Raw genomic sequence first — 25,414 nt, 5'->3', positions numbered from 1 at the left:
GCCGCCGGCGATGGACGGCCGGATCGGCGGACGGACGCCCCAGGCTCAGACCAGCGCGGCGGCGATCGCCGGTGTGGGCTGGGCGGTGATGTCCGCGTGCACGGTGCCGGGATGGTCGTGCGCGTCGGCATCCACCATCACCTGCATCGGCCGCAGCCCCAGCCGCGCGAACAGCGCCTGGTCGCGCTCGGTGTCCGGGTTGCCGGTGGTCAGCAGCTTCTCGCCATAGAAGATCGAGTTGGCGCCGGCGCAGAAGCACAGCGCCTGCAGTTCGTCGCTCATGCTCTCGCGCCCGGCCGACAGCCGCACCATCGCCCGCGGCATCGCGATGCGGGCGACGGCGATCGTGCGCACGAACTCGAACGGATCCAGCTCGACCGTGCCGTGCAGCGGGGTGCCGGCCACCTGCACCAGGCGGTTGATCGGCACCGAGTCCGGATGCACCGGCAGGTTGGCCAGCGCCTGCAGCAGGCCGGCGCGCTGGTCGCGCGACTCGCCCATGCCGACGATGCCGCCGCAGCAGGTCTTCAGGCCGGCGTCGCGCACGTGGGTCAGCGTGTCCAGGCGGTCCTGGTACTGGCGGGTGTGGATGATCGAGTCGTAGAAATCCGGCGCGGTGTCCAGATTGTGGTTGTAGTAGTCCAGCCCGGCCGCCTTCAGCGCCTGCGCCTGGGTGCCGTCGAGCATGCCCAGGGTGGCGCAGGTCTCCAGGCCCAGCGCCTTCACCTCGCGAATCATCTCCGCCACCTTCGGGATGTCGCGGTCCTTGGGCGAGCGCCAGGCCGCGCCCATGCAGAACCGCGAGGCGCCGGCGGCCTTGGCCTGGCGCGCCTTGTCCAGCACCGCCTCGGTGCTCATCAGCTTCTGCACCTCCACGCCGGTGGCGTAGCGCTGCGCCTGCGGGCAGTACGCGCAGTCTTCCGGGCAACCGCCGGTCTTCACCGACAGCAGCGTGGACACCTGCACCTGCGCCGGATCGAAGTGTTCGCGGTGCACGGCGCCGGCGCGGTGCAGCAGTTCCGGGAACGGCAGGTCGAACAGGGCGAGCAATTCCTGGCGTTGCCAGTCGTGTCGGACGACAGCGGACATGGGGGTTTCCTGACGGTCAGCGGCTGGGAAAGCGGGCAGTCTGGTAAGCATGCAACGTCCTGTCAACTTCACGATGGCTGGTTTGGTTGACGGCGGTTGGCGCTGGTTGCAGCGCCGCCTGCTGCCGGAACGCTGCCTGGTGTGCGGGGAGCCAGGCGCGCCGGGCCTGGACCTGTGTGCCGCCTGTCGCGACGATGTGCCCTGGAATGCGGCGGCCTGCTGCCGCTGTGCGCTGCCGTTGCCGGCGCTGGATGCCGAGCAGGTCTGCGGCGCGTGCCAACGCCGGCCGCCGCCGCTGGAGCGGGTGGCCAGCGCCTGCGTGTACGCCGCGCCGGTCGATGGCCTGTTGCGCCGCTTCAAGTTCCATCAGGACCTGGCCGCCGGGCGCCTACTCGCCGCGCTGCTGCAGGCACGCTGCGCGGCCTTGCCGCAGCCGCAGGCGCTGCTGCCGGTGCCGCTGCATCCGGCGCGGCTGCGCCAGCGCGGTTACGACCAGGCGCTGGAACTGGCGCGGCCACTGGCGCGCGCGCTGGCACTGCCGCTGTGCCTGGAATTGCAGCGGGTGCGGGCGACCGCGGCGCAATCCGAACTGGATGCGCGCGCACGCCGGCGCAACCTGCGTGGTGCGTTCGCGGTGCCGGATTCGGCGGCATTACCTGCACATGTGGCGCTGATCGACGACGTGATGACCACCGGCGCGACCCTCCACGCCGCGGCAAAGGCACTGCGCCGTGCCGGCGTCGAACGGGTCGATGCCTGGGTGGTGGCGCGGGTGCCGTGAGCGCTGCACCGGCTGCGCCTGCACCGCGTGCGGACCCGTGGCTATCGCGTGGCTGTGGCCAGGGTGTTGTTGCGCGCCGCCGAAGCGGGCTGCCGAACCGCGTCGGTGTCAGCCGGCGCGCAGTGCCAGCGCCGCGGCAATGCCGGCGAAGATGGCCAGGCCGACCCAGTTGTTGTGCAGGAAGGCGCGGAAGCACGCCGCGCGTTCGCGGTGCCGGGCCATGCGGAATTCGACGACGACCAGCAACGCCGCCACGCCCAGCCCGGCCCAGTACCACACGCCCAGGTCCGCGCGATGCCCGACGAAGGCGAGAGCGACGAACATCAGCGCGTACAGCACGCCCTGGATGACCAGGTCGAGTTCGCCGAACAGGATGGCGGTGGACTTGGAGCCGGCGCGCAGGTCGTCCTCGCGATCGACCATCGCATACCAGGTGTCGTAGGCGGTGGCCCACAGGATATTGACCGCGTACAGCAGCCAGCCCAGCGCCGGCACCTCGCCGCGCACCGCGGCGAAGGCCATCGGAATGCCCCAGCCGAAGGCCATGCCCAGGTAGACCTGCGGCAGGTAGGTGTAGCGCTTCAGGTAGGGATAGCTGGCGGCCAGGAACAGCCCGACCACGCTCAGGCCGATGGTCAGCGCGTTCATGGTCAGCACCAGCGCGAACGCGACCAGCATCAGTACCGCGAACACCGCCAGCGCTTCGCGGCCGCTGACCGCGCCGGTGGCCAGCGGCCGGCTGCGGGTGCGCTCGACCTGCGGGTCCAGCCAGCGGTCGGCGTAGTCGTTGATCACGCAGCCGGCCGAGCGGGTCAGCCACACCCCGGCGGTGAACACGAACAAGGTCCACAGCGGCGGTATCCCATCGGCGGCCAGCCATAGCGCCCACCAGGTCGGCCACAGCAGCAGCAGCACGCCGATCGGCCGGTCGCCGCGCAGCAGTTTCCAATACTGGCCCAGGCGCGCGCGCGGCGGCAGCGCGGCAGGCGTTTCGTAGCGTTCGTAACCCATCGCGCAAGGGTAGCAGCCGCGTGGTGCCGGCGGCGCGTCGCGGAGGTGGATGCGCCGTGTCCTGCGTTGGTTGGCCGAGCGCCGCAGGACGCGGACGGGCGCCAGGCGTCCACGGCGAGGTGGCCGCCGTGCCGGCCGCGCCGCGCCGCATGTCGACGCACGGTGCCGGTGAGCGGACGGCGGCGGCCGCATGCCCATGACACGCGCGCCGTCGCCGGGCCGTGCGAATGGGGGAGACGCGGACCACGAATGCCGTTAGAATGCGCGTCCGTTGCGCCCGTAGCTCAGCCGGATAGAGTAGTGGCTTCCGAAGCCATTGGTCGGGGGTTCGAATCCCTCCGGGCGCGCCATCCCCCGCCGTGCATGCCGATCCTGTCTGGCATCGCCCGCGTCCTGTCCGCCATCTGCGCAGGCTCCTCTCTCCTCTTTCGCTTCCGCCGCCCTGCGGCCGTGCGAACGCACGCGTTGCTCGCTGTCGGGCGCTGTGGCGCCGATGCGTCATGCCCGCGCGACCCCGGCCTTGTCCCAGCGCTTGGTCAGCGTCCCGTCCGCTCCCAGAAGCATGGTACGCGGCGTGCTCTGCTGGAGCCGTCTGCGCGGTGTCCGAGCAGGGCGCCAGGCGTGGTACTGGCTGCGGTACTGGCATGGGTGCGTGCGTGTTCGGAGACGGGACGTGCGCCGGAACGCACGGAACGAGGTGTTGCGCAACGTCATAGGTTGATGAATTTCACATTACATGTCTCCCTGTGTAGAATTTCGAAGCGGCCAGGGTAGTGTCCGCCACAGGGCCGGCATGGGGATGCCGCTCGCAGTGCTTTCAGTGACGCCCGCCACCTGCATACGCACACGTTCGGATACAACGCCGGGTTCTTCATGCGCCGCCGCTCGACGCTCACGCCCCTGTTGCTCCTGATCGTCCTGTTGCTTGGCGGGTGCGGCGGGATCCAGTCGGTCTCCGAGCAGGGCCGCCGCTCCATTGCCCTGGACGGGCACGTACAGATGCTGCGCGACCGTGCCGGCACGCTCGACGTGCACGCGGTGGCGGCGCGCGGCGACCTGCAGCCTGCGTCGCCGGAGTTCAGTCTCGGCTACATCCCTGATGCGGTCTGGCTGCGCTTGCGCCTGGATCGCATGGCCGGCCTGCCTCGGGTGCTGATGTTGCAGGTGGACGCGCCGCTGGCCGATACCGTGCGTCTATACGTGCCGCAGCCGGGCGGTGGCTTCCGCGAACTGCGCCGCGGCGAGGACGTGTCGCGGCGCGAGTACCCCTACCTGCTGCGGACGCCGGTGTTCCAGTTGGAAGCGCCGGATGGACGCTATCCGGAGGTCTACCTGCGCCTGACCGAGCGCAACGCGATGACGGTGGCGCTGAAGCTGTGGGAGCCGCAGGCGCTGCTCGCCCACGAGGCCTTGTCCGCCAGCCAGGACAGCATCTTCCTGGGCTTCATCCTCGCGTTGTGCATGGCCGGCGCCTTCATCTGGCGACGCAGCGGCGTGGGGCCGGTGCGCTGGTATGTCGCCTACATCGCCACCAGCGGCTACAGCGTGTACAAGACCCGGGGCCTGGTCGGCCCGTTCTTTCGTCTGGACACGCACGATGGCGGCGACACCGTACTCGGCGTGGTGCTGGCGCTCAGCGTGGCCATCGCCGTGTCCTTCAGCGTGCGGTTGATGGCTTTGCACACGCATTTCCCGCGGCTGTCGCGCGCCTACGAAACCTTCGTGTGGCTGGCGATCGGCGTCGCCTGCAGCGGATTCCTGCTTGGCAGGTTCGGCACGGTGATGCCGTTCGTGCAGGGGCTGAGCCTGGTCAGCGTACCGTTGCTGCTGCTGGTGGCGGCTTACCTGAGCTGGCGCGGCCAGGCCATGGCCAAGCTGTACCTGGTGGCGTTCCTGGTGCTGTACATCGCATTCTTCCGCGGCTTCCTGATCAACCTTGGCCTGCTGCCGAACACGCCGTGGCTGCGCAATGGCGCGCCGCTGGCGGTGGGCCTGACCCTGCACCTGCTGTTGCTGACCTTCAGTTTCGCGCAACGCTTCTACGCGCTGGAGAAGCAGCGCCAAGATGCATTGGCCCTGGCGCTGGAACTCTCGCAGCAGTCCGAGGCATCGCTGGAGCACAAGGTGCGCGAACGCACCCGCGAACTGGCCGAGGAAATCGTGCAGCGCCAGGCCACCGAGCAGCGCCTGCGCGAGAGCAAGACGCAATTGCGGCAGGCACTGGTCGCCGAGCAGCGGCTGCGCGAGGAGCAGCGCGAATTCGTGACGTTGCTGTCGCACGAGTTCCGCACGCCCTTGTCGATCATCCATGCCAGTGGCCAGATGCTGCAGGACACGGAGACCGCGCTGCAGCCGGCAGGACGCCGCCGCATCGAGAAGATCCAGCGATCGGTGGAGCGCATGTCCGAGTTGATCGAACGTTTCCTCGACGATGAACAGGTGCTCTCGGACGAAGGCGCGCTCAAGCGCGAGGTGTTTGCGTTGCCCGCGCTCATCGACGAGGTGCTGGACGCGCTCGATCCGTCACGCGAGCGCGTGCGGGTCGAACTGGCGCAGGCGCCGCTGCGGGTGGATTGCGACCGCGGCCTGCTGCGGATCGCCCTGGACAATCTGTTGGGCAACGCCCTGAAGTACTCCGGGCCGGGACAACCGGTACGGCTGACGGCCACGGCGCAGGCGCAGACCCTGATCCTCGGCGTCGCCGATCAGGGTCCCGGCATTCCGCAGCACGAGCACACCGGGATCTTCCGCAAGTTCGCGCGCGGCAGCGGCAGCGGCGGCACTGCCGGCGCGGGGCTGGGGCTGTACCTGGTCAAGCGCATCGCCCTGCGATTGGGCGGCGAATTGACCCTGGACAGCGACGGCCGCGGCGCGACCTTCAGCCTGCGCCTGCCCCAGGCCGTCGCCGCGGAGGGGCGGTGAGCATGCGCACGCACCGCACATGCGGCGCACGGCATGGCGTCGCGCGCCGCCGCCGCGCCGGGGAGGCACGCTGACATGGCATTGATCGGTCTGCTCGAAGACGAAGTGGATCTGTGCGAGGAACTGCAGAGTTATCTGGTCGGCGCCGGACACCGCGTGGTATCCGCTGGCTCGGCCGCGGCCTTCTTCGCCGCAAGTGCCGGGCTGCGCTTCGACGTGGTGATCCTCGATCGCGGGCTCCCCGATGCCGATGGCCTGGAGATCGTGGAGCGCCTGCGCAGCGCCTCCCCGGGCGTCGGCATCATCATGTTGACCGCACGCGGTGCTAGCGAGGACCGCATCCACGGCCTGGAGAACGGGGCCGACCACTATCTGGTCAAGCCGGTGCGCCTGGCGGAACTGGCGGCGCACGTGCGTGCGCTGTTGCGGCGGCTGCCGCGCGGCTGGCGTCTGGTCGCCAGCGAATGCTGCCTGTACACGCCGGAGGATGCGCGTCTGGAACTGAGCGCGCGCGAGTTCGCGCTGTTGCGGGTGCTGGCCGTGCGCGCCGGCGAGATGACCGGGCGCCGTGAGGTGGCCGAGGCGCTGGGCTGGGACTGGATGTCCTTCGACCAGCGTCGCCTCGACACCTTGATCAGCCGGCTGCGTCGGCGCTGCCGCGACGCCTGCCGCCAAGAACTGCCGATCCGCACCGAGCACGCGCGCGGCTACCTGACGACCGAGCCCGTGCGCGTGGAGTGACTGCGCCACACCGTAAGGCGAGCGTGCGATGGCGATCTTGCGCAATCGAGTGCGCGCACGCTGTGGCGCCGGCGATGCGCGTCAGAATTCCGCCGCCGATGACGGTGACGTGCCGGCCGCTGACCGTTTGAGTGCGCCAAAAAACCGCCGAAAAGGCCTGCAATTCTGCGGCGCGAGCGGGATGCGTATGCGGTCTTCTGACGTTACGCGGGCGTGTCAGAACTCGTAAGTTTTCACACCCTCGTGATCTCCAGAATGGCGCCGATCAACAAGGGCGCGTTCTGCGCACCACACGGGGACATTGCATGAATACCACGCGGCTGGCCAAGCTTCTTGGCCTCGGCTCGTTGCCACTCGCTGTCAATTTGGCTCTTGCGCAGACAGCGCCGCCGGACGCGGGTTCGCTGCTCAACCAGCAGCAGCGCCAGGAACGGCTGCAGCCGCCGGCCGACGATGCGGCCGCGTTGCTGCAGGCGCCGTTGCCCGATGCGCCGGATGGCGGCTTCAGCGCACGCATCGACCGCGTCCGCTTCAGCGGAGCCGAGGGCGCGATCGACACGCAGGCGTTGCAGGCGGTGGTTGCCGATGCGCTGGGCAAGTCGCTGACCCACGCGCAGTTGCAGGCGCTGGCGCAGCGGGTCAGTGCCGCGCTGCAGGCGCAGGGCTATCTGCTGGCGCGCGCCTATCTGCCGCGGCAGGACCTGAGCAACGGCGAGCTGGAGATCGCGATCATGATCGGGCGTCTGCAGAACGCGCCCGGCCGCGTGCAGGTGCTGTCCGACGATGCCGCGCTGCGCGCCCGCGCGACAGGCATCGCCGATGCGGCCTTGCCCGAAGGGCCTGTGCGCAACGACCAGTTGGAGCGCGCGCTGCTGTTGATCAACGACGTGCCAGGCGTGAGCGCGCGTGCGACGCTGGAAAAGGGCGCCGAGCCCGGCAGCAGCCGCCTGCTGATCCGTGCCGATAGTGCGCCGGCGTGGATCGGCGGCGCGAGCGTGGACAACTTCGCCAACCGCTACACCGGCGCGTGGCGCAGCAGCGCCTGGGGCGCGGTGAATCGGCCGTTCGAGCACGAGGACCTGCTCGGCGTGAACCTCAGCCACAGCAGCGGCAGTGATCTGCTGGGTCTGAACTACGCCATCGGCCTGACCCCGTCGGGTCTGCGCGCCAACGTCGCCGCCTCGTCGATGCACTACGCGGTTGGCGCCGAGTTCAAGCCGCTGGACCTGCGCGGCAGCGCGCGTACCGTCAGCGCCGGCCTCAGCTATCCGCTGTTGCGCACGCGCAAGCGCAGCCTGTGGATCAGCATGGACGCGGAGCGTCGCGAGCTGGTCGACAAGGCGCTGGGCCAGGTCCTGCGCGAGCGCAATCTGGACCGGCTCACCACCATGCTCAGCGGCAACGCCTGGGACGGTTGGTGGGGCGGCGGTTACTTCGGCGCCAGCCTGGGCTGGGTCGCCGGCCGTGTGGAGCTGGACAACGCGGCCGACCGCATCGCCGACGGGCTGAGCGCGCGCACCCGCGGCAGCTACAACAAGCTGGTCTGGCGCGTGGAGCGCAATCAGAGCCTGGGCGGCTTGAGCAACTGGGGTCTGTACGTGGGTGCCAATGGCCAGTTCGCCAGCAAGAACCTGGATTCATCGGAGAAGTTCCTGCTCGGCGGCCCGTCCGGGGTGCGCGGGCATGCGGTCGGCGAAGGCAGCGGCGACAACGGCTGGCTGGTCAATGCCGAGCTGCGCCGCGATTTCCTCGTCGCCAGGCACGTGCGTGCGCAGGCGCTGTTGTTCGCCGATCACGGCCACGTGCGCCAGCACATCGATCCGTGGGCAGGGTCGGTGATGCCGTGGTCGGGCAATGCGTACGACCTGTCAAGCGCTGGTATCGGCCTGAACCTGCAAGGCGAGCGCTGGTCGCTGCGCGGTGCCTGGGCGCACCGGCTGGGCGACAACCCCGGCCGCAGCGCCGCCGGCCTGAACGCCGACGGCCTGCGCGACGACCACTACCTGTGGCTGCAGGCCAGCCTGCGCTTCTGACGCCGCCACTCCACGCCTTCTGAGGACGATTCGCATGAATCACATCTACCGTTTGATCTGGGACGAATTGCGTGGCGCCTACGTGGTCGCCGCCGAGATTTCCCGCCGCCGCGGCAAGCGCAGCGGCACCGTGGTGCGCGCTGCCGCCGCCGCGATCGCCATCGGCAGCGTGCCGCTGTCGGCCTATGCCGTGGATCCTGGCGCATTGCCCGACGGCGCGCAGATCGCCGCCGGCAATGCGCACCTGGACCAGCACGGCGCCAACCTGACCGTGCATCAGGACAGCCAGCGGCTGATCCTGAACTGGAACAGCTTCGACATCGGCAACCAGGCCAGCGTGCGCTTCGAGCAGCCCGACAGCACCGCCATCGCGCTGAACCGCGTGCTCGGTGGCACGCCCAGCCAGGTGCTGGGCGAACTGAGCGGCAACGGCCAGGTCTGGCTGGTCAATCCCAACGGCGTGTACTTCGGCAAGGGCGCGCAGGTGGACGTGGGCGGGCTGCTGGTCAGCTCGCTTGGCATCAGCGACAGCGACTTCCTGGGCGGACACGCGCGCTTCGTCGCCAGCGGTGCGGCCGGCGCGGTGCGCAACGACGGCGCGATCCGCGCCAACGGCGGCGTGGTGGCATTGCTGGCGCCGGCGGTGAGCAACACCGGCAGCATCGCGGCGGGCCAGGTCGGCCTGGCCGCAGGCGATCGCGTTGCGGTGGACTTCGGCAGCGACGGCCTGCTGTCGCTGGCGGTCGCCCAGGACGCGCTGAAGGCGGAACTGGCGCAGAGCGGCACCATCCGCGGCAACAACGTGGTGCTCAGCGCCGCCGGCGCCAGCGCGCTGCGCTCCAGCGTCATCAACATGGATGGCGTGGTCGAAGCGACCTCGCTGGGCGCGCATGGCGGTCGCATCCTGCTCGACGGCGGCGACGCCGGCCAGGTCCACGTCAGCGGCCGCCTCGACGCCAGTTCGGCGACCGGCCAGGGCGGCCGCATCGACGTGCTCGGCCAACAGCTACGCCTGGACGGCGGCGCGCGCCTGGATGCCAGCGGCGCGACCGGCGGTGGCGCCATCCACGTCGGCGGCGGTTGGCAGGGGCACGATCCGGCGTTGCGTAACGCCACCCACGTGGAGACCGATGCCAGCGTCGCGCTCGACGCCAGCGCCGGCAGCAGCGGCAACGGCGGCGAAGCGGTGGTCTGGTCCGACGGCGACACCCGGTTCGCCGGCAGCATCGCCGTGCGCGGTGGCGCGCAAGGCGGCAACGGCGGCCGCGCCGAAGTCTCCGGCAAGCAGCAACTCGCCTACAGCGGCCGCACCGATGCCAGCGCGGCCAACGGCGCGATGGGCGACCTGCTGCTGGATCCGGACACCATCAGCATCCAAGGCGGCGGCACCGGCATCGGTTCCCTGGGCGGAAGCACGGTATACGTGCGGGACCTGCAGGCGCAGAACGCCAACGTGATGCTGGTGGCCGACAATGGCATCACCTTCGGCGACCTGTCGCTGAACGGCGGCAACGGCCGCCTGAGCATGGCCAACAATGTCAGCCTGCGTCTGGAGAACACCAACGGCACCATCAGCTTCGCCAATCCGACCAATACGGTGGAAGTGTTCGGGACCGGCAGCATCTACATGCAGAGCGGACGCACCAACACCGGCTTCCTGAGCAGCATCGGCAACCTGATCGCACATGGCCCCGGCACCAATCCCGGCACGCTGCCGACCCACGACGTCACCCAGAACGGCAACGGTACCCCGGGCGCCGGCTCGATCACCCTGTACGGCGCCGACGGCATCTCGGTCAGCGGCGCGCTGACCACCAATGGCGGCTACGTGCGCATCTGGGGCGACTCCGACAACATGGGCGGCGGCGACCTGACCCTGAACTCGCCGATCTTCAGCAATGGCGGCAACGTGTACCTGTCCACCGGGCAGGGCGCGGTGACGCTGAACTCCAACATGACCCTCGGCGCCGGGCGCGTGCTGTTCAAGGCCGATGGCAGCTACACCAGCGGCGAGAAGATCCTCAACGGCCTGATCGACGCCAGTGGCGACTTCAACATCGATACCGCGTTCACCATGAAGGGCAACGCGAGCATCTACACCAACGGCAACATCGTGTTCGGCAACGTACCGGTCAATCTCGATACCGGCAGCGGCGTGCTGGTGCTGCGCGCCAACAAGATCGACTGGGGCTCGTCGACCCTCAACAACCTCAGCACGGCGTCGATGCGCCTGGAGCCGTACGATCCTTCGGTCAACATGGTGCTGGGCGACGCCAACGGCTTCGCCTCGGCGGCGACGCTGAACAAGTTGCCGGGCATCCGCAACCTGACCATCGGCCGCGCCGATGGCACGGGCACCATCAGCGTCTCCGGCAACTACAACTTCAACGCCAGCGGCAGCTTCGAGTTGCTCGACAAGACCCTGGACATCACCGCCGGCAGCCTCAGCAACAGCACCGGCGACGTGATCCTGACCGGCGACACCATCAACCTCAGCCAGCATGTCACCGCCAACGGCGGCAACGGCAAGGTCACGATCCGGCAGATGACCGCGGCCAACGCCCTGCATCTGGGCACCGGGCTCAGCAACGCGACGATCGGCCAGGTCAACGCGGCCACGCTGGAAGTGGGCCGCAGCGACGGCGGCGACCTGGTGTTCGACAGCGACATCGTCACTGGCGCCAGCACCGTGAGCCTGAAGAGCGGCCAACGCGTCTTGGGAGTCAACGGCGGCGTATCTGCGGCCAAACTGGCGGTCACCGCCGGCGCTGGCGCCACCCTCAGCGACAGTACCTTCAACTTCACCACGCTGGGGCTGGACGTGGGCGGCGCCACCCAGATCGCCAGTTCCAGCGCCACTTGGGGCCTGGGTCTCGCCGACACACTGACCGGCTTGAATGTGCGCGCCGGCACCACCGGGACGGTGGGGTTGAACGCGACAGGAACCTTGGGCCTGAACAGCGCGATCAACTTCAACAACAGCGCCGCCACCCTCGCCGCCACTGCCGGCACCGGTTTCGATGCGGCCAGCACCACGCTGAGCAATCAGACGGCAGCCACCGTGGCCTTCGCCCTGTCCGGCGGCAACCCGTTCGCGTTCGGCGGCAGCAGCACTGTCTTGAGCGGCAGCATGCTGTCGCGCTTCAACGGCGTGAGCACGTTGCGTGTGGATGCGTCGGGCAATGACGTGACGATGGGGGCGTTCAACGTCGCCGTTGGCAACCGCATGCAGGTGCAGGCGCGTCGTTTGCAGCAGACCGGCGATGTCGGCGTGAGCGGCGGCAGCCTCTATCTCAGCGCCGCGCAGGGCGGCCTGAGCCTGAACCACGGGATCAGCGCCGCGCAGACGCTGTCGCTCAACGACGTGGCCGGTACCGGCATCCAGGGCAGCGGCGCGTTGACCGCCGCGGCACTGGCGCTGCGCTCCAGCGGCGCGGTGTCGCTGACCTCCGCCAGTACCCTGGTGAACGCGATCGCGGCGCAGAGCGGCGACCTGACTTTCCGCAACAACGGCAACCTGCTGGTCGGCAGTGTCGATGGCCTCGCCGGCATCGCCTCCACCGGCGCGGTGGACGTGCGCCTGACCGGCGCCAGCGCGGACCTGACGCTGCAACAGGCGGTGAGCGCGGGCAATGCCGCGCAGCGACAGACCGGCGTGCTGCTGGCGGCCGGCCGCAACTTCATCAATCAGGCAGGCAGCAGCGCGGTGAGCACCGGCAACGGCCGCTGGCTGGTGTATTCCACCTCGCCGCTCAATGACACCCGCGGCGGTCTGGCGCCGCAGTTCAAGCAGTACAACGCCGGCACCGGCAGCACCGTGCTGGATGCGGGCAGCGGTTTCCTTTACCGCGTCGCCCCGACCGTTGCCGTCGCCCTCACCGGCGCAGCCAGCAAGACCTATGACGGCAATGCCGCTGCCGCACTGGGCGGGATCGGCTACACGGCCAGCAGCGGTGCGATCGACGGCGATACGGTCGTCGTCACCGGCACCGCCGCGCACTACGACAGCAAGAACGTCGGCCACGGCAAGGCGGTCACCGTCGACGGCCTGAGCGTGGACCACGCCGGCAACGGCGCGGTGCGCGTGTACGGCTACGGTCTGGCCAGCACCAGCGCCAGTGCCAACATCGGTACGATCAGCCAGAAGACGCTGCAGCTGGGGGCCGGCTCGATCCAGGGCAAGGTCTACGACGGCACCACCACCGCCAGCCTGGGGTCGGCGGCCCTGAGCGGCGTGGTGAGCGGCGACGACGTGCGCTTCGCCGGTGCATCCGGCGCGGTGTTCGCCGACAAGCGCGCCGGCGTCAACAAGCAGGTCACCGTGTCCGGCATCGCGCTCGGCGGCAGCGATGCAGGCAACTACCTGGTCGACAGCACGGCCTATGCCGACATCGCCAAGCGCACGCTGACGGTGGCGGTCGACATCGCCGGCAAGGTGTACGACGGCGGGATCGGCGCGCAGGTGCGCAACGCCACGCTCGGCAATGCCGTCGTCGGCGACGATGTGTCCGTCGCCACCCAGGCTGCGTTCGTCGACAAGAACGTCGGCGACAACAAGAGCGTCGTGGTCGCCGCACAACTCGGCGGCACCGATGCCGACAACTACGTCATGGACGTGGCCACCTCGACGCCGCGCGGCAGTACCGCCTCGATCACGCCCAAGACGATCGACGCCGGCACGCTGAGCGTGACGGCCAAGGTGTACGACGGCAACCGCACCGCCAGCGTCGGCAGCAACGGCCCGGTCGGCACGCTGAGCGGGGACGACGTGGCGCTGGTCCTGCAAGGCCAGTACGACGACAAGAACGCCGGCATCGGCAAGCGGGTGGACGTGACCGCGGGCTTGCGCGGTGGCGACGCCGGCAACTACCAGTTGCTCGCGACGCGCCTGCAGTCCAGTGGCGACATCACGCCCAAGACGATCGACGCCGGCACGCTGAGCGTGACCGCCAAGGTGTACGACGGCAACCGGACCGCCACCGTCGGTAGCAGCGGCCTGGTCGGCACGGTCGGTGGGGACGACGTGGCGTTGATCTTGCAGGGCCTTTACGACACCAAGAACGCCGGCACCGGCAAGCGCGTGGACGTGACCGCGGGCCTGCGCGGTGGCGATGCCGGCAACTATCGCCTGGTCAACACCAGCCTGCAGTCGCGCGGCGACGTGGCGGCGAAGGAATTGACCGTCGGCAATGTGGCCGTGCTGGACAAGCGCTTCGACGGCGGCAGCGACGCGGTGCTGGTAATGCCGCCGCTGCGTGGCGTGGTCGCTGGCGACGAGGTCGCGCTGCAGGGTCGGGGTCAGTACGACAATGCCTCGGCCGCGGCGGGCAAGACGGTGCAGATCGCACTGGCCCTGAGCGGTGCCGACGCGGGCAACTACCGCCTGACCGACGCGCGTCAGCAGACCGTCGCCGGCATCGAGGACCTGCCGGGCCGCAACGCGGTGGACGCGGTCTCGCAGCCGAGCATGGGGGGCAACGGCACGCAGCCGGGCGGCACCGCCGACGGCAATTCGTTGACGGCGGCGGGTGCGATTTCGGCAGCGGCCGGCGCGATGGGGGAACTGGGCGCATCGGCGCAACCGCGGCTGGGTGGAACCTCGCTCGATCCGACCGGCGCCGGCAGCACGGCATCGGGTGGCGGCGCCGGTGGCAGCGGTAGCGGCCTTGGCGGTAGCGTCGGTGGTTCGGGCGGTGCCGGCGGCACTACCGGCGCTGCGATCGGCACGGGCACCGGGACCACCGCGGCCGACGGTGCCACCGGCTCGGCGGGCGCCAATGCCGGTGGCAACGGCGCAGGCAACGTCGCCGATGCCCAGGGCGGTGCTGGCGCCGCAAGCCAGGGTGCCGGCCAGCGCGGCGGTGCCCCGGGCGATGTGGCGATGGAGCAGGTGCTGCGCAACGGTGCCGGCGTGAGCCTCGCTACCGGTGGCGAGACCCTGGCGCAGCCTGAAGTGGCGGTGCTGACGGTGTTCGACGGCGAAGGCCGTGCGCTTGGCCGCCTGCGGGTGGAAGACCTGGGCAGCAGCCTGGCGCTGCACCCGCTGGACGGCAGCGCGCCGACCGCGCCGAACCTGCAGCAGAACGTTCGCGCCAGCGCCCAGACCAGTGTGGCCGTCGATGCGGACGAGAACGCTACGCTGCGCCTGTCCCTGCTGGAAGACGGCACGCTCCACGTGGTGGCGCCGCGTTCGGCCGCACGCATGGACCGCGAAACGCTCAGCGCCTACGCGCTCGGCGCGCTGAAACAGCAGGCGGGCGTGTCGGTGCAGCAGGTGCGCGCGCTGGTGCTGAGCTTCGTCGACTGACGGAGTGGCGAGGGACGCAGGGGCGGCTGCCGCCTCTGCGTCCCTGCGGCCTGGCTGATCGGGGGAAAGGCCAGGCCGGGTTCGACCGTCTCGGCGCGGGTGATGCGCCTGAGGCGGAGGCAGCGGCGTCCGCGGTGCGATGGTGGCAAGCGCGGAGCACCCTTGCGGTGAGATCAAGGTCATCGCCTCGCCACCGTCGCGCCGCGGACGCGCCACATTCTGGAGGTGTGATTGCCTGATGCATGCAGGGTGCGACACAGCGCGACCCTGCGTCGCACAGGCCCTCATGCGGGAGTGTGCTCTGGCAACCTTGTGGGTGGGAGGCTGCCGCCGCCGTTCCGGCGCGTGTGCCGCGCGGCCAGCGCGATGCTGTGCCGCCGATCGCCACCGCATCGCTGCAGTGTCGCCGCGCCGGGGCGATACGGCTATCGTATCGGGATGCCGAGCGCTTCCCCACTTCCCTTTCGACGCAAACGGCGTGTTGCTTGCGCGGCGATGGCGTTGTTGGCCGCTGGCTGTCGGCGTCGCTGGCGGTAGTCGCGGTGTCGCACGCATGATCGCGACGAGCAGTTCGCGCACGCCCCTGCCCAAGCCGGCCGTCCGCCGGCTCGGCGCGGACGACGCGCTGGCCTATCTGCGGGTGGGCGAGGGCGCGCCGGTGCTGCTGGTGCATGGGGCCCTGTGCGACTACCGCTACTGGGCGCCGCAACTGCGCGGCCTGGCCGACCGCTTCCAGCTCAGCGCGCTGAGCCTGGGCCAGTACTACCCGCGGCTGCCGTCGGCGTCGCAGCATGCGTTCGGCTGGCGCTGGCATGCGCAGCAGCTCGCCGCCTTCATCGCCGAGGAAGCGCGGCCGGTGCACCTGGTCGGCCATTCCCGCGGCGCCGCCGTCGCCTGGCAGGCGGCGCTGTTGCGGCCGGACGCCATCGCCAGCCTGACCCTGTTCGATCCGGGTGGCCCGCAGCGGCAGGGCCTGCCGGCCGACGTTCAGGCGGTCCGCGCGCAAGCGATCGCGTTGCTGCAAGGTGGCCAGGTGGAGGCCGGCCTGGAATGCTTCGTCGATTCGGTCAGCCAGCCCGGCGCCTGGGCGCGCAGCAGCGCGAGCTTCCGGCAGATGGTGCGCGACAACGCGCAGACCCTGGTGCCGCAGATTGCCGACGTGCTGCCGGCGTACCGGCCCGAGCAGGCCGCTGCCCTGGCGATGCCGGTGTTGCTGGTCGCCGGCGAACGCAGCTCGGCCCAGTACCGCGACAACGCCGCCGCGTTGGCGGCCTGGCTGCCGCAGGCGCGCCACGAGGTGCTGGCCGGGGCGTCGCACGGCATGACCTTTACCCATGCGAGGCGATGCAATGCCTTGATCGCCGAGTGGGTGGACGCTGCGGCGAGGAGCTGAGCGCGTACGGCAGAGTGCTGCGCTCAGCGGGCACGACTGGGTGCAGACTGGATGCGGCGCACGCCGGCTGCGGCTCGGCGTCACCCTGCCAGGCGGCGTGCCCCGGGTGGCGTCGGACCCACGGCGTTCGCCGTCGCCTCCCCGCGATCCAGTTGCCGGTACGCGATGGCCTCGGTCAGGTGCGCGGTGGCGATGCGCTCGCTGGCGTCCAGGTCGGCGATGGTGCGGGCCACGCGCAGGATTCGATGCAGCGAGCGCGCCGATAGCCGCAGGCGCTCGATGGCCTGTTCCAGCAGCGCCTCGTCGCGCGGTTGCAGGCGGCAGTCGCGCAGGGTTTCGCTGTGGCCGAGTTGGCCGTTGGGCCGGCCGGCGCGGGCCTGCTGGCGTTGCCGCGCCTGCTCCACGCGCTCGCGCACGACGGCGCTGGCTTCGCCGGGCGGCGCATCGGCGCGCAGCGCCTGTGGCGGCAGCCGCGGCACTTCCACGTGCAGGTCGATGCGGTCCAGCAGTGGGCCGGAGATGCGCGCGCGGTAGCGCCGTACCGCGTCCTCGCTGCAGCGGCAGCGGCCGCTGGGGTCGCCGGCCCAGCCGCACGGACAGGGGTTCATCGCCGCCACCAGTTGGAAGCGCGCGGGAAACTCGGCGCTGCGCGCCGCGCGCGACACGGTCACCTGGCCCGATTCCAGCGGCTCGCGCAGCACTTCCAGCGCATGCCGGTTCCACTCCGGAAGTTCGTCCAGGAACAGCACGCCGTGGTGCGCGAGCGAGATCTCGCCCGGGCGCGGATGAGTGCCGCCGCCGACCAGCGACACCGCGCTGGCGGTGTGGTGCGGTGCGCGGTAGGGGCGTTGCCGCCAGCGCGCCGGATCCACGCCGCGGCCGCTGACCGAAGCGATGGCCGCGCTCTCCAGGGCCTCGGCTTCGCTGGCCTCGGGCAGGATCCCGGGCAGGCGCGAGGCCAGCAGGGTCTTGCCGCAGCCGGGGCTGCCGATCAGCAGCAGGTGGTGATGCCCGGCCGCGGCGATCTCCAGGGCGCGCCGCGCCTGCGCCTGGCCGCGCACGTCGCTCAGGTCGGGAAAGGGCGCGGCAACCGTGGGCGGCGCGGTGGCCGCGGGCAGGGTCTTGCTGCCGTTGAGCAGGCCGCAGACTTCCAGCAGGGTGCGTGCGGTGTAGGCCTGCACGTGTTGCGCCAGTGCGGCCTCAGCGCCGTTGTCGGCCGGGACGATCAGGGTGCGCCCAGCCTGGGCGGCGGCCAGTGCAGCCGGCAGGACGCCGTCGACCGGACGCAGTTCGCCGGTCAAGGCCAGTTCGCCGAGGAATTCGTACTGGCCGAGTACCTGCGGGTCGAGCTGGCCGGCCGCGGCGAGGATGCCCAGCGCGATCGGCAGGTCGAAGCGGCCGCCCTCCTTGGGCAGGTCGGCCGGGGCCAGGTTGACCGTGATCCGCCGTGCCGGGAACTCGTACTGCGCGCAGAGCAGGGCGGCGCGGACGCGGTCGCGCGACTCGCGTACCGCCGCCTCGGGCAGGCCGACGATCTGCGTGGTCGGCAGGCCGCCGGACAGATGGACTTCGACCCGAACCGGAGGCGCAAGCACCCCCGCGCGGGCACGGCTGTGCACCAGCGCCAGGCTCATGGTGGCGGGTGGATCAGGCGGTGGGGCTGGGCGAGGGCCCGCTGCGTGCCGCTTCCAGCGCGGCGACGCTGCGCTCCAGCGCTTCGAGCTTCTCGCGCGTGCGCAGCAGCACCGCGCGCTGCACTTCGAATTCCTCGCGGGTGACCAGGTCGAGCTTGCCCAGCCCGGCCTGCAGCGCGCTCTTGAAGGTGCTCTGCAGTTCGTCGCGGGATTGGCGCAGGCCCGGCGGCACCAGATCGCTGAGGCGGCGGGCGAGGTCGTCGAGATGGTTGAGGTCGATCATGGCTGTGCTCCGGCAGGTGGCGTCAGATTGCGGCACCGGAAAGGTCGGGACCATCGGGATCGGACGCGGCGCGCTGTCGGAAAATTCCGGCGTTGGGGGCGCGCGGTCATTGAACCCGACGGCCGTCGATCGCGCAACCGCGCTATCCTGAGGCCATTGTGATTGGAGAACGCCGCATGAAGATGATCATGGCCGTGATCAAGCCGTTCAAGCTCGACGACGTGCGCGAGGCGCTCGCCGCGCAGGGCGTGGCCGGCATCACCGTCACCGAGGTCAAGGGCTTCGGCCGGCAGAAGGGCCACACCGAGCTGTATCGCGGCGCCGAGTACGTGGTCGATTTCCTGCCCAAGGTGAAACTGGAAGTGGCGGTCAGCGAGGACCAGGTCGAGCGCGTGGTCGAGGCCATCGTCAAGGCCGCCGCCACCGGCAAGATCGGCGACGGCAAGGTGTTCGTCTACGACCTGGGCACGGTGGTGCGGATCCGCACCGGCGAACTGGACGCGGACGCGCTGTAACGCAGTCACCGCGCCTGCATCGCCGTGGCGTGGATGGTGTCGTGCAGGAGCGGCTTCAGCCGCAATGGGCGCTTCCGATAGAACCTGTCGCGGCTGAAGCCGCTCCTACAGGCATGGCGGGCCAGCCGGATGGGCCGACACGCTGCGCCGGGTGCCGACTCAGACGCCCCCGTAGCCGCGGCCGAGGGTGAGCCAGAACGTCGCCACCACCAGCACCGCCACGACGACCGTGGCGCGGCTGGACGGTAGCGGGAGTGGCGCGCGCGACCGGCGCGACAACGCAATGACCACCAGGCCGATCGGTGCCAACAGGCCTTCCTGCGCCGCCTCGCGCAGTGCCGGCAGCACCGGCCCGGCATGGAACAGCACGCTCACGCAGGCCACCGTGCCGGCAGTGGCGTAGGCCGCCAGCATTGGCCTGCCTTTCGGCAGCCACGGGGCGATGGCGCGCAGCGCCTGCAGATACAGCCAGGCACTGGCCAGTCCCATCCCCAGCCGCCACGCCCAGGCCGGCTGCAGGGCGAGATCGCGCAGGACGAAGGCGAGGTCGCCGTCATTGGTCACCGCGGAGAACAGCAGATAGCCGGCGCCCCACAGTCCATTGAAGGCGGCGATCAGCGCGAGCGCCAGGCGCGGCGTGTCCGCGCGACGGCGGCGTGCCGCCAGGATGCACACTGCGGCCACGCATAGATTCGCCAGCGGGCCGGCGGCATCGACGATCGGTTGGCCGGGCTGGCAGCGGAAGTACACCGACGTGAGCCAGCGGACGGTGCCGCCGCTGCCCAGGCAGGCCAGGCCATGGCCCACCGCTTCGTGGGCGACGCAGGCGACGACGAAGCCGATCGCGGCCAGCGCGCACAGGGTCCACGGCGACGTCGTCTGGGAGCGCATGGAAGGCTCGCGGTGTGTGCGATGGAGGCCGGCGCATCGTCGCACGCGCCGGCCATGGCGTGCGGCATCGTTTGGCGCCTACAGCGCGCGATCGCGGCAACCGGCGAGGCGATGCCATGCGCGATGCAGCGCGCCTGTCGATTCGGATGCGCACGCGTTGGGGGCCGGCCTTACCGAGGGCCCCGACAGCGCCGGCGCTCCGCGGCATCGGCGCACGTCAGGCGCCGATGCCGATGGAGGACGGCGCCTTAGCCGCCCAGCGCCTCTGCCACGAACGGCGGCAGCACCTGGGTGCCGGTGTGCAGGTGCGCGCTGTAGTAGCGGGTGGCGAACGGCTTGGCCGCGGCGTCGTCCTGGCGGAAGTCGAAGCCGCCCTGCTTGCGCGCCATGGTCACGCTCCACCAGCCGGTCGGGTAGCACGGCTGCGGGAACGGCACGGTGTGGAAGCTGGCGAAGCCGGCCTTGCCCATTTCCGTGCGCATTTCCTTGATCAGGTCCAGCAGCGCCAGCGGCGACTCGGATTGCTGCACCAGGATGCCGTCGTCCTTCAGCGCCTTGAAGCAGCTCTCGTAGAAGGCCTTGTTGAACAGGCCTTCGGCCGGGCCGACCGGGTCGGTGGAGTCGACGATGACGATGTCCACGCTGCCGGCCGGGCAGTTGGCCATGTAGGCCACGCCGTCGTCGAACAGCAGCTCGGCACGCGGGTCGCCGTTGGAGTCGCACAGCTCCGGGAAGTACTTCTCGGCCATGCGCGTGACCTGCTCGTCGATGTCGCACTGGGTGGCGCTCTCCACGCCCGGGTGCTTGAGCACTTCGCGCAGGGTGCCGCAGTCGCCGCCGCCGATGATCACCACGCGCTTGGGCGCGGCGTGGGTGAACAGCGCCGGGTGGCTGATCATCTCGTGGTAGAAGAAGTTGTCGCGCGTGGTCAGCATCACCGCGCCGTCGATCACCATCAACTTGCCCCAGTCGGTGGTGTCGTAGATCTCGATCTTCTGGAACGGCGACTGCACCTCGTCCAGCTTGCCGGTGATGCGGTAGCCGATGGCCGAGCCGGTGGGCTGGAAGTGTTCGATGTACCAGTTGTCGTTGGCGCTCATGGAATGTCCTAGGAAAGCAAAAAGAATGCAGCGTTTCCTTCTCCCCCCGGGAGAAGGTGGCGCGAAGCGCCGGATGAGGGTCGGGCGCAGCCTCGTGTAGCCAAGCCACGCGACGCTGTTACCGTACCTCGCCGGATGAGGGTCGGGCGCAGCCTCGCGCAGCCGAACCACACGATTCTGTTACCGCATCCTCTCCGGATGAGGGGCGGACACAGCCTCGCGCATCCAGCCCGCACCACGCGCCCGCGAACCCGGCCCGGCTCCACCAGGAGCCGAGGGCGTTGGAACGGCGCGGATTGTAACGGACCCCACGCGTAGCAGGGGTTACAATCCACGCCCTTTTTCCCTCAGCCGAGCCGCCACGATGAGCGATTGGTCCCTCGACCAAGCCCGCAAGACCTACTCGATCCCGCACTGGGCCGACGGGTACTTCGACGTGGACGCGGCCGGCCGGGTGGTGGTGCGGCCGCAGGGCGCCGACGGCGTGGCGATCGCGCTGCCGGAGGTGGTGGACGCCGCGCGCGCGGCTGGGGCCAAGCTGCCGATGCTGGTGCGCTTCCCGGACATCCTCGGCGAGCGCCTGGGCAAGCTGCAGGCCGCCTTCGCCCAGGCCCAGGCCGACTGGGACTACAGCGGCGGCTACACCGCCGTGTACCCGATCAAGGTCAACCAGCACCGCGGCGTGGCCGGCACCCTGGCCAGCCACCAGGGCGAGGGCTTCGGCCTGGAGGCGGGCAGCAAGCCGGAACTGATGGCGGTGCTGGCGCTGTCGCGTCCGGGCGGGCTGATCGTGTGCAACGGCTACAAGGACCGCGAGTACATCCGTCTGGCGCTGATCGGGCGCAAGCTCGGGCTGCAGACCTTCATCGTCATCGAGAAGCCGTCGGAGCTGAAGCTGGTGCTGGAGGAGGCGCGCGCGCTGGACGTGAAGCCGGGCCTGGGCGTGCGCATGCGCCTGGCCTCGCTGGGCGCGGGCAAGTGGCAGAACAGCGGCGGCGACAAGGCCAAGTTCGGGCTGTCGCCGCGGCAGGTGCTGGACCTGTGGAAGACCCTGCGCGACACCGAATACGCCGACGCGCTGAACCTGCTGCACTTCCACATGGGGTCGCAGATCTCCAACGTGCGCGACATCGCCAACGGCATGCGCGAGGCCACCCGCTACTTCGTCGAGCTGTCCAAGCTGGGCGCGAAGATCAGCCACGTCGACGTCGGCGGCGGCCTGGGCATCGACTACGAAGGCACCCGCTCGCGCAGCTATTGCTCGATCAACTACGGCCTGCACTCCTACGCCAGCAACATCGTGCAGCCGCTGGCCAGCGCCTGCGAAGAGCACGGCCTGGCGCCGCCGCGCATCGTCACCGAGTGCGGGCGCGCGATGACCGCGCACCACGCCGTGCTGATCGCCAACGTGTCCGAGGTGGAACAGGCGCCGGAAGGCCGCGTGCCCGACGCGCACGACGACGAACCGGCGGCGATCCGCCACCTGCGCGAGATCCATGCCGAACTGGACCAGCGCCCGGCGGTGGAACTGTTCCAGGAGGCGCAGCATTTCCATGCCGAAGGCCTCAGCGGCTACGCCTTGGGCCAGATCGACCTGACCCATCGCGCGCGCATCGACGACCTGTTCTACGCCATCGCCCACGGCGTGCGGGCGCGGCTGAGCCATGAGGAAAAGAGCCATCGTCCGGTGCTGGACGAGCTCAACGAGCGCCTGGTCGACAAGTATTTCGTCAACTTCAGCGTGTTCGAATCGATTCCCGACGTGTGGGCGATCGACCAGGTGTTCCCGATCGTGCCGATCGAGCGCCTGAACGAGGCGCCGGCGCGGCGCGGCGTGGTCTGCGACATGACCTGCGATTCCGACGGCATGGTCAAGACCTACGTCGAGAACGAAAGCCTGGACAGCTCGCTGCCGTTGCACGCGCTGCGCCAGGGCGAGAGCTACCGCATCGGCTTCTTCCTGGTCGGCGCCTACCAGGAGATCCTCGGCGACATCCACAACCTGTTCGGCGACACCGACGCGGTGGAAGTGGCGGTGGACGGCGACGGCTACCGCATCGCCCAGCAGCGCCGCGGCGATACCACCGACGTGATGCTGGATTACGTCGGCTACCGCCTGGACGACCTGCGCGCCGCCTACGCCGAACGCGTCGCCGCCGCGCAGTTGCCGGCCGCGCAGGCCACGGAACTGGCCGACGCGCTCGAGGCCGGCCTGACCGGCTACACCTACCTGTCGGACGAACCGCTGGGCTGACAGTGGCGACCCACGCAAGCCCCTCTCCCCCCGGGAAAGGGGTTGGGGTGAGGGTACGCCGCTGCAAGTAAGCATGGGGGACGCCTAGCGCCGCCGCCGCGCTTTCCAGGCGCGATCGCGCCGGTGCCGGTGCACGCCCGCTGCCGCAACCGGCGATGCAACCAGTAAGCTGCGCGCTCCCCACCGCCACCGTCCCACGATGCGCTATCCCGGCCTCGACCTGCTGCGCGCCATCGCCATCGTCTGGGTGATGTTGTTCCACTCCTTCGTGGTCGGTGGGCTGGGCCCGGATTGGGAGTGGCTGTCGCGCTATGGCTGGATGGGCGTGGATCTGTTCTTCGTGCTCAGCGGCTTTTTGATCGGGGGCCAGGTGCTGGCGCCGCTGGCCCGCGGCGAGCGGCTGCGCTACGGCGAGTTCTACCGGCGCCGCGCCTACCGCATCCTGCCTGCGTACGCAGTGGTGCTGGCGTTGTACCTGACATGGCCCGGCTTCCGCGAAGCGCCCGGGATCGCGCCGTGGTGGCTGTTCGCCAGTTTCACCCTCAACCTGGGCATCGACTACGCCAACCAGCAGGCGTTCTCGCATGCGTGGTCGCTGTGCGTGGAAGAGCACTTCTACCTGGTGTTTCCGCTGCTGGCGGCGTGGCTGCTGCGGCGGCCATCGGCGCCGCGTTTCGTGGCGCTGTGCGTGGCCGTGGTGCTGGCCGGCATCGCCCTGCGCAGTGCGATCTGGATGCACGACAGCGCGCTGGATCGCATCGGTGCCGGGCTGCAGCGCAACTGGTTCATCGAGGATCTCTACTACCCGACCTGGAACCGCCTGGACGGCCTGCTGGCGGGGGTGGCGCTGGCGGTGCTGAAGACCTTCCGGCCGCAGCACTGGCAGCGGCTGCAGCGTCACGCCAGCGTCGTGGCGCTTGCCGGCATCGTGGTCTGTGCGCTGGCGATGTGGCTGTTCCGCGACCGCACCGGCCTGCTCGGCAATGCGATCGGCTGGCCGGTGCTGTCGTTGGGGCTGGCGCTGCTGGTCGGCGCCGGCGCCTCCACCCAGGGATGGCTGGGGCGCTGCCGGGTGCCGGGCGCGGCCTGGCTGGCCGCGGTGTCCTACAGCCTGTACCTGAGCCACAAGGCGGCGTTCCATCTGACCCAGGCGTGGTTCGGTGCGCTGCTGGACGGGCGTGGCCCGCTCGCCTTCGCCGCCTATGCCGGCATGGCGCTGCTGTTCGCGGCCGTCCTGCACTACGCGGTGGAGCGGCCGTTCCTGCGCCTGCGCGAGCGGCGCAGCGCAGCGGCTGTCGCGACCGCGCATGGTTGAACGCACGGTTTCCGATCCGCGCGGCACGTCCCGGTGAAGAGCGATGGCAATCCCTCAAGACCGTGGTCAGCGGCGGCGCCACATGCTCGCCGGCGTCCTGATCGCCAGGAGGATGCCCTGCAAGGGCGGCAAGTAAGCGCGTGGGACGTCTCAGCCATCCCCGACCAGCGCTGCATGCGCCGCCTGCAGGCGCTGTTGCAGGATCTCCGCCAGCCGCGCCACCGCCGGCGGCGGCACGGCGACCGCGCGATGCAGGCTCAGCGCTAACGCCGGCAACGCGGGCAGGCCGCCGGCGCCGGGCGGGAGCAGGGCCAGTCCGGCCGGCACCCCGGCCGGGGTGCGCAGGGTGATGCCCAATCCGGCGCGGACCGCCGCCCATACGCCGCCGAGGCTGGCGCTGGTGAAGGCGATGCGCCATGGGATGCCGGCGCGGTCCAGTGCGGTGGTCGCGGCCGTGCGCAGCAGGCAGGGGGCTTCCAGCATCACCAATGGCAATGGCGCCGCGCCGCTCCAGTCGGCCACGTCCGGCGCGCTGCGGCCGCCTGCGGCGATCCAGCGCAGCGGCCACGCCGCTTGCGCCTGCCGATGCGCCGAGGCCGCGCCGGAGTCCCAGGCCAGGGCCAGATCCAGTTGCCCGGCCTCCACCCGCGCCAGCAGCTCCTGGTGGCGAGCGATGCGCGCTTCGATCCGCACCTGCGGGTGGGCGCGGGCGAAACGCCCGAGCACGTCCGGCAGCATGTGCTCGCCGAAGTCCTCCTGTAGCCCTAGCCGCACCCAGCCCTGCAGCGCCGTGTCCTGCAGGGCCACGACCGCCTCGTCGTTGAGCTCGAGCAGCCGCCGCGCGTAGCCCAGCAAGGCTTCGCCGGCCTCGGTCAGGGCCAGGCCGCGGCCCTGGCGGCGCAGCACCGGCTGCCCGGCCTGCTCCTCCAGCTTCTTCAGCTGTGCGCTGATCGCCGAGGTGGAGCGCCCGCGGCGCTCGGCCGCCTTGGCGAAGCTGCCCAACTCCACGCCGGCGACGAAGCTGCGCAGCGCGTCGAGGTCGAAGGTGGTGGGGCGCATCGGTCGATCCTGATTTTCCGGACGGTCGTTTCGATATTTTCCGATTTTTCGAAAGGTTGTGCGCGACTAGGCTGTGCCCGTTCCCC

The 25,414-nt window shown here is 70.3% G+C and carries 16 protein-coding genes and 1 tRNA gene; 10 read left to right on the top strand and 7 right to left on the bottom strand.

Translation table 11 applies throughout. The annotated features are described in order from the left end of the window. Positions 1 to 45: 45 nt before the first annotated feature. Entirely contained in the window at positions 46 to 1,089 is a 1,044-nt protein-coding gene (gene bioB / locus CEK69_RS06060) for a biotin synthase BioB (RefSeq protein ID WP_017917023.1), read from the bottom strand. Positions 1,090 to 1,162: 73 nt separating this feature from the next. Here bioB and CEK69_RS06055 point away from each other — a divergent pair, with 73 nt between their 5' ends. Further along, complete coding sequence (locus tag CEK69_RS06055; protein WP_087963688.1) at positions 1,163 to 1,870, top strand: ComF family protein; 708 nt, start codon at positions 1,163 to 1,165, stop codon at positions 1,868 to 1,870. 108 nt (positions 1,871 to 1,978) lie between these two features. On the opposite strand, the gene ubiA is transcribed toward CEK69_RS06055, so the two are convergent. Then, positions 1,979 to 2,881 (bottom strand): 4-hydroxybenzoate octaprenyltransferase, encoded by a 903-nt coding sequence (gene ubiA, locus CEK69_RS06050; protein ID WP_017909533.1) that lies wholly within the window; start codon positions 2,879 to 2,881, stop codon positions 1,979 to 1,981. A gap of 273 nt (positions 2,882 to 3,154) precedes the next feature. Here ubiA and CEK69_RS06045 point away from each other — a divergent pair. The 6 genes from CEK69_RS06045 (at position 3,155) to CEK69_RS06020 (ending at position 16,277) form a co-directional block, all read left to right on the top strand. Next, a tRNA-Arg gene (locus CEK69_RS06045) sits at positions 3,155 to 3,231 on the top strand. Between the two features lie 553 nt (positions 3,232 to 3,784). Then, on the top strand, positions 3,785 to 5,803 hold the full coding sequence (locus CEK69_RS06040; protein WP_226975059.1) for a sensor histidine kinase: 2,019 nt from the start codon (positions 3,785 to 3,787) through the stop codon (positions 5,801 to 5,803). A gap of 75 nt (positions 5,804 to 5,878) precedes the next feature. Then, positions 5,879 to 6,544, top strand: a complete 666-nt coding sequence (locus CEK69_RS06035) for a response regulator transcription factor (protein ID WP_226975058.1) — start codon at positions 5,879 to 5,881, stop codon at positions 6,542 to 6,544. Between the two features lie 305 nt (positions 6,545 to 6,849). Then, entirely contained in the window at positions 6,850 to 8,577 is a 1,728-nt protein-coding gene (locus CEK69_RS06030; RefSeq protein ID WP_226975057.1) for a ShlB/FhaC/HecB family hemolysin secretion/activation protein, read from the top strand. Positions 8,578 to 8,611: 34 nt separating this feature from the next. Further along, the gene (locus CEK69_RS06025; protein WP_152244427.1) at positions 8,612 to 14,884 is read left to right on the top strand and encodes a YDG domain-containing protein; all 6,273 of its coding nucleotides are present in this window, start codon (positions 8,612 to 8,614) and stop codon (positions 14,882 to 14,884) included. 553 nt (positions 14,885 to 15,437) lie between these two features. Further along, positions 15,438 to 16,277, top strand: coding sequence for an alpha/beta fold hydrolase (locus tag CEK69_RS06020; protein ID WP_152244425.1), 840 nt, complete (start codon positions 15,438 to 15,440; stop codon positions 16,275 to 16,277). Positions 16,278 to 16,357: 80 nt separating this feature from the next. Here CEK69_RS06020 and CEK69_RS06015 read toward each other — a convergent pair whose 3' ends face one another. After that, the gene (locus CEK69_RS06015; RefSeq protein WP_152244423.1) at positions 16,358 to 17,911 is read right to left on the bottom strand and encodes a YifB family Mg chelatase-like AAA ATPase; all 1,554 of its coding nucleotides are present in this window, start codon (positions 17,909 to 17,911) and stop codon (positions 16,358 to 16,360) included. 13 nt (positions 17,912 to 17,924) lie between these two features. Next, positions 17,925 to 18,194, bottom strand: a complete 270-nt coding sequence (locus CEK69_RS06010) for an accessory factor UbiK family protein (RefSeq protein WP_010341857.1) — start codon at positions 18,192 to 18,194, stop codon at positions 17,925 to 17,927. 176 nt (positions 18,195 to 18,370) lie between these two features. Between CEK69_RS06010 and CEK69_RS06005 the strand changes: the two genes are divergently transcribed. Further along, positions 18,371 to 18,709, top strand: a complete 339-nt coding sequence (locus tag CEK69_RS06005; RefSeq protein WP_010341856.1) for a P-II family nitrogen regulator — start codon at positions 18,371 to 18,373, stop codon at positions 18,707 to 18,709. A gap of 159 nt (positions 18,710 to 18,868) precedes the next feature. Here CEK69_RS06005 and CEK69_RS06000 read toward each other — a convergent pair whose 3' ends face one another. Both CEK69_RS06000 and speE read right to left on the bottom strand, forming a co-directional pair. Beyond that, a complete protein-coding gene (locus CEK69_RS06000; protein ID WP_152244421.1) occupies positions 18,869 to 19,600 on the bottom strand; it encodes a hypothetical protein in 732 nt (243 codons plus the stop codon). 248 nt (positions 19,601 to 19,848) lie between these two features. Next, positions 19,849 to 20,700, bottom strand: a complete 852-nt coding sequence (speE, locus tag CEK69_RS05995) for a polyamine aminopropyltransferase (protein WP_152244419.1) — start codon at positions 20,698 to 20,700, stop codon at positions 19,849 to 19,851. Positions 20,701 to 21,064: 364 nt separating this feature from the next. On the opposite strand from speE, the gene speA reads away from it, so the two are divergent. Next, entirely contained in the window at positions 21,065 to 22,954 is a 1,890-nt protein-coding gene (speA, locus tag CEK69_RS05990) for an arginine decarboxylase (RefSeq protein WP_152244417.1), read from the top strand. Positions 22,955 to 23,153: 199 nt separating this feature from the next. After that, entirely contained in the window at positions 23,154 to 24,269 is a 1,116-nt protein-coding gene (locus tag CEK69_RS05985; RefSeq protein ID WP_152244415.1) for an acyltransferase, read from the top strand. Between the two features lie 150 nt (positions 24,270 to 24,419). Here the strand turns inward: CEK69_RS05985 and CEK69_RS05980 are convergent, their stop codons facing one another. Beyond that, positions 24,420 to 25,328: a LysR substrate-binding domain-containing protein gene (locus CEK69_RS05980; protein WP_152244413.1), complete on the bottom strand. Its 909-nt coding sequence runs from the start codon at positions 25,326 to 25,328 to the stop codon at positions 24,420 to 24,422. Between the last annotated feature and the right edge of the window lie 86 nt (positions 25,329 to 25,414).

The sequence above is a fragment of the Xanthomonas sp. LMG 12462 genome (assembly GCF_009192885.1).
GTDB lineage: Bacteria > Pseudomonadota > Gammaproteobacteria > Xanthomonadales > Xanthomonadaceae > Xanthomonas_A > Xanthomonas_A sontii.
This window is presented reverse-complemented; position numbering and strand designations above follow the sequence as displayed.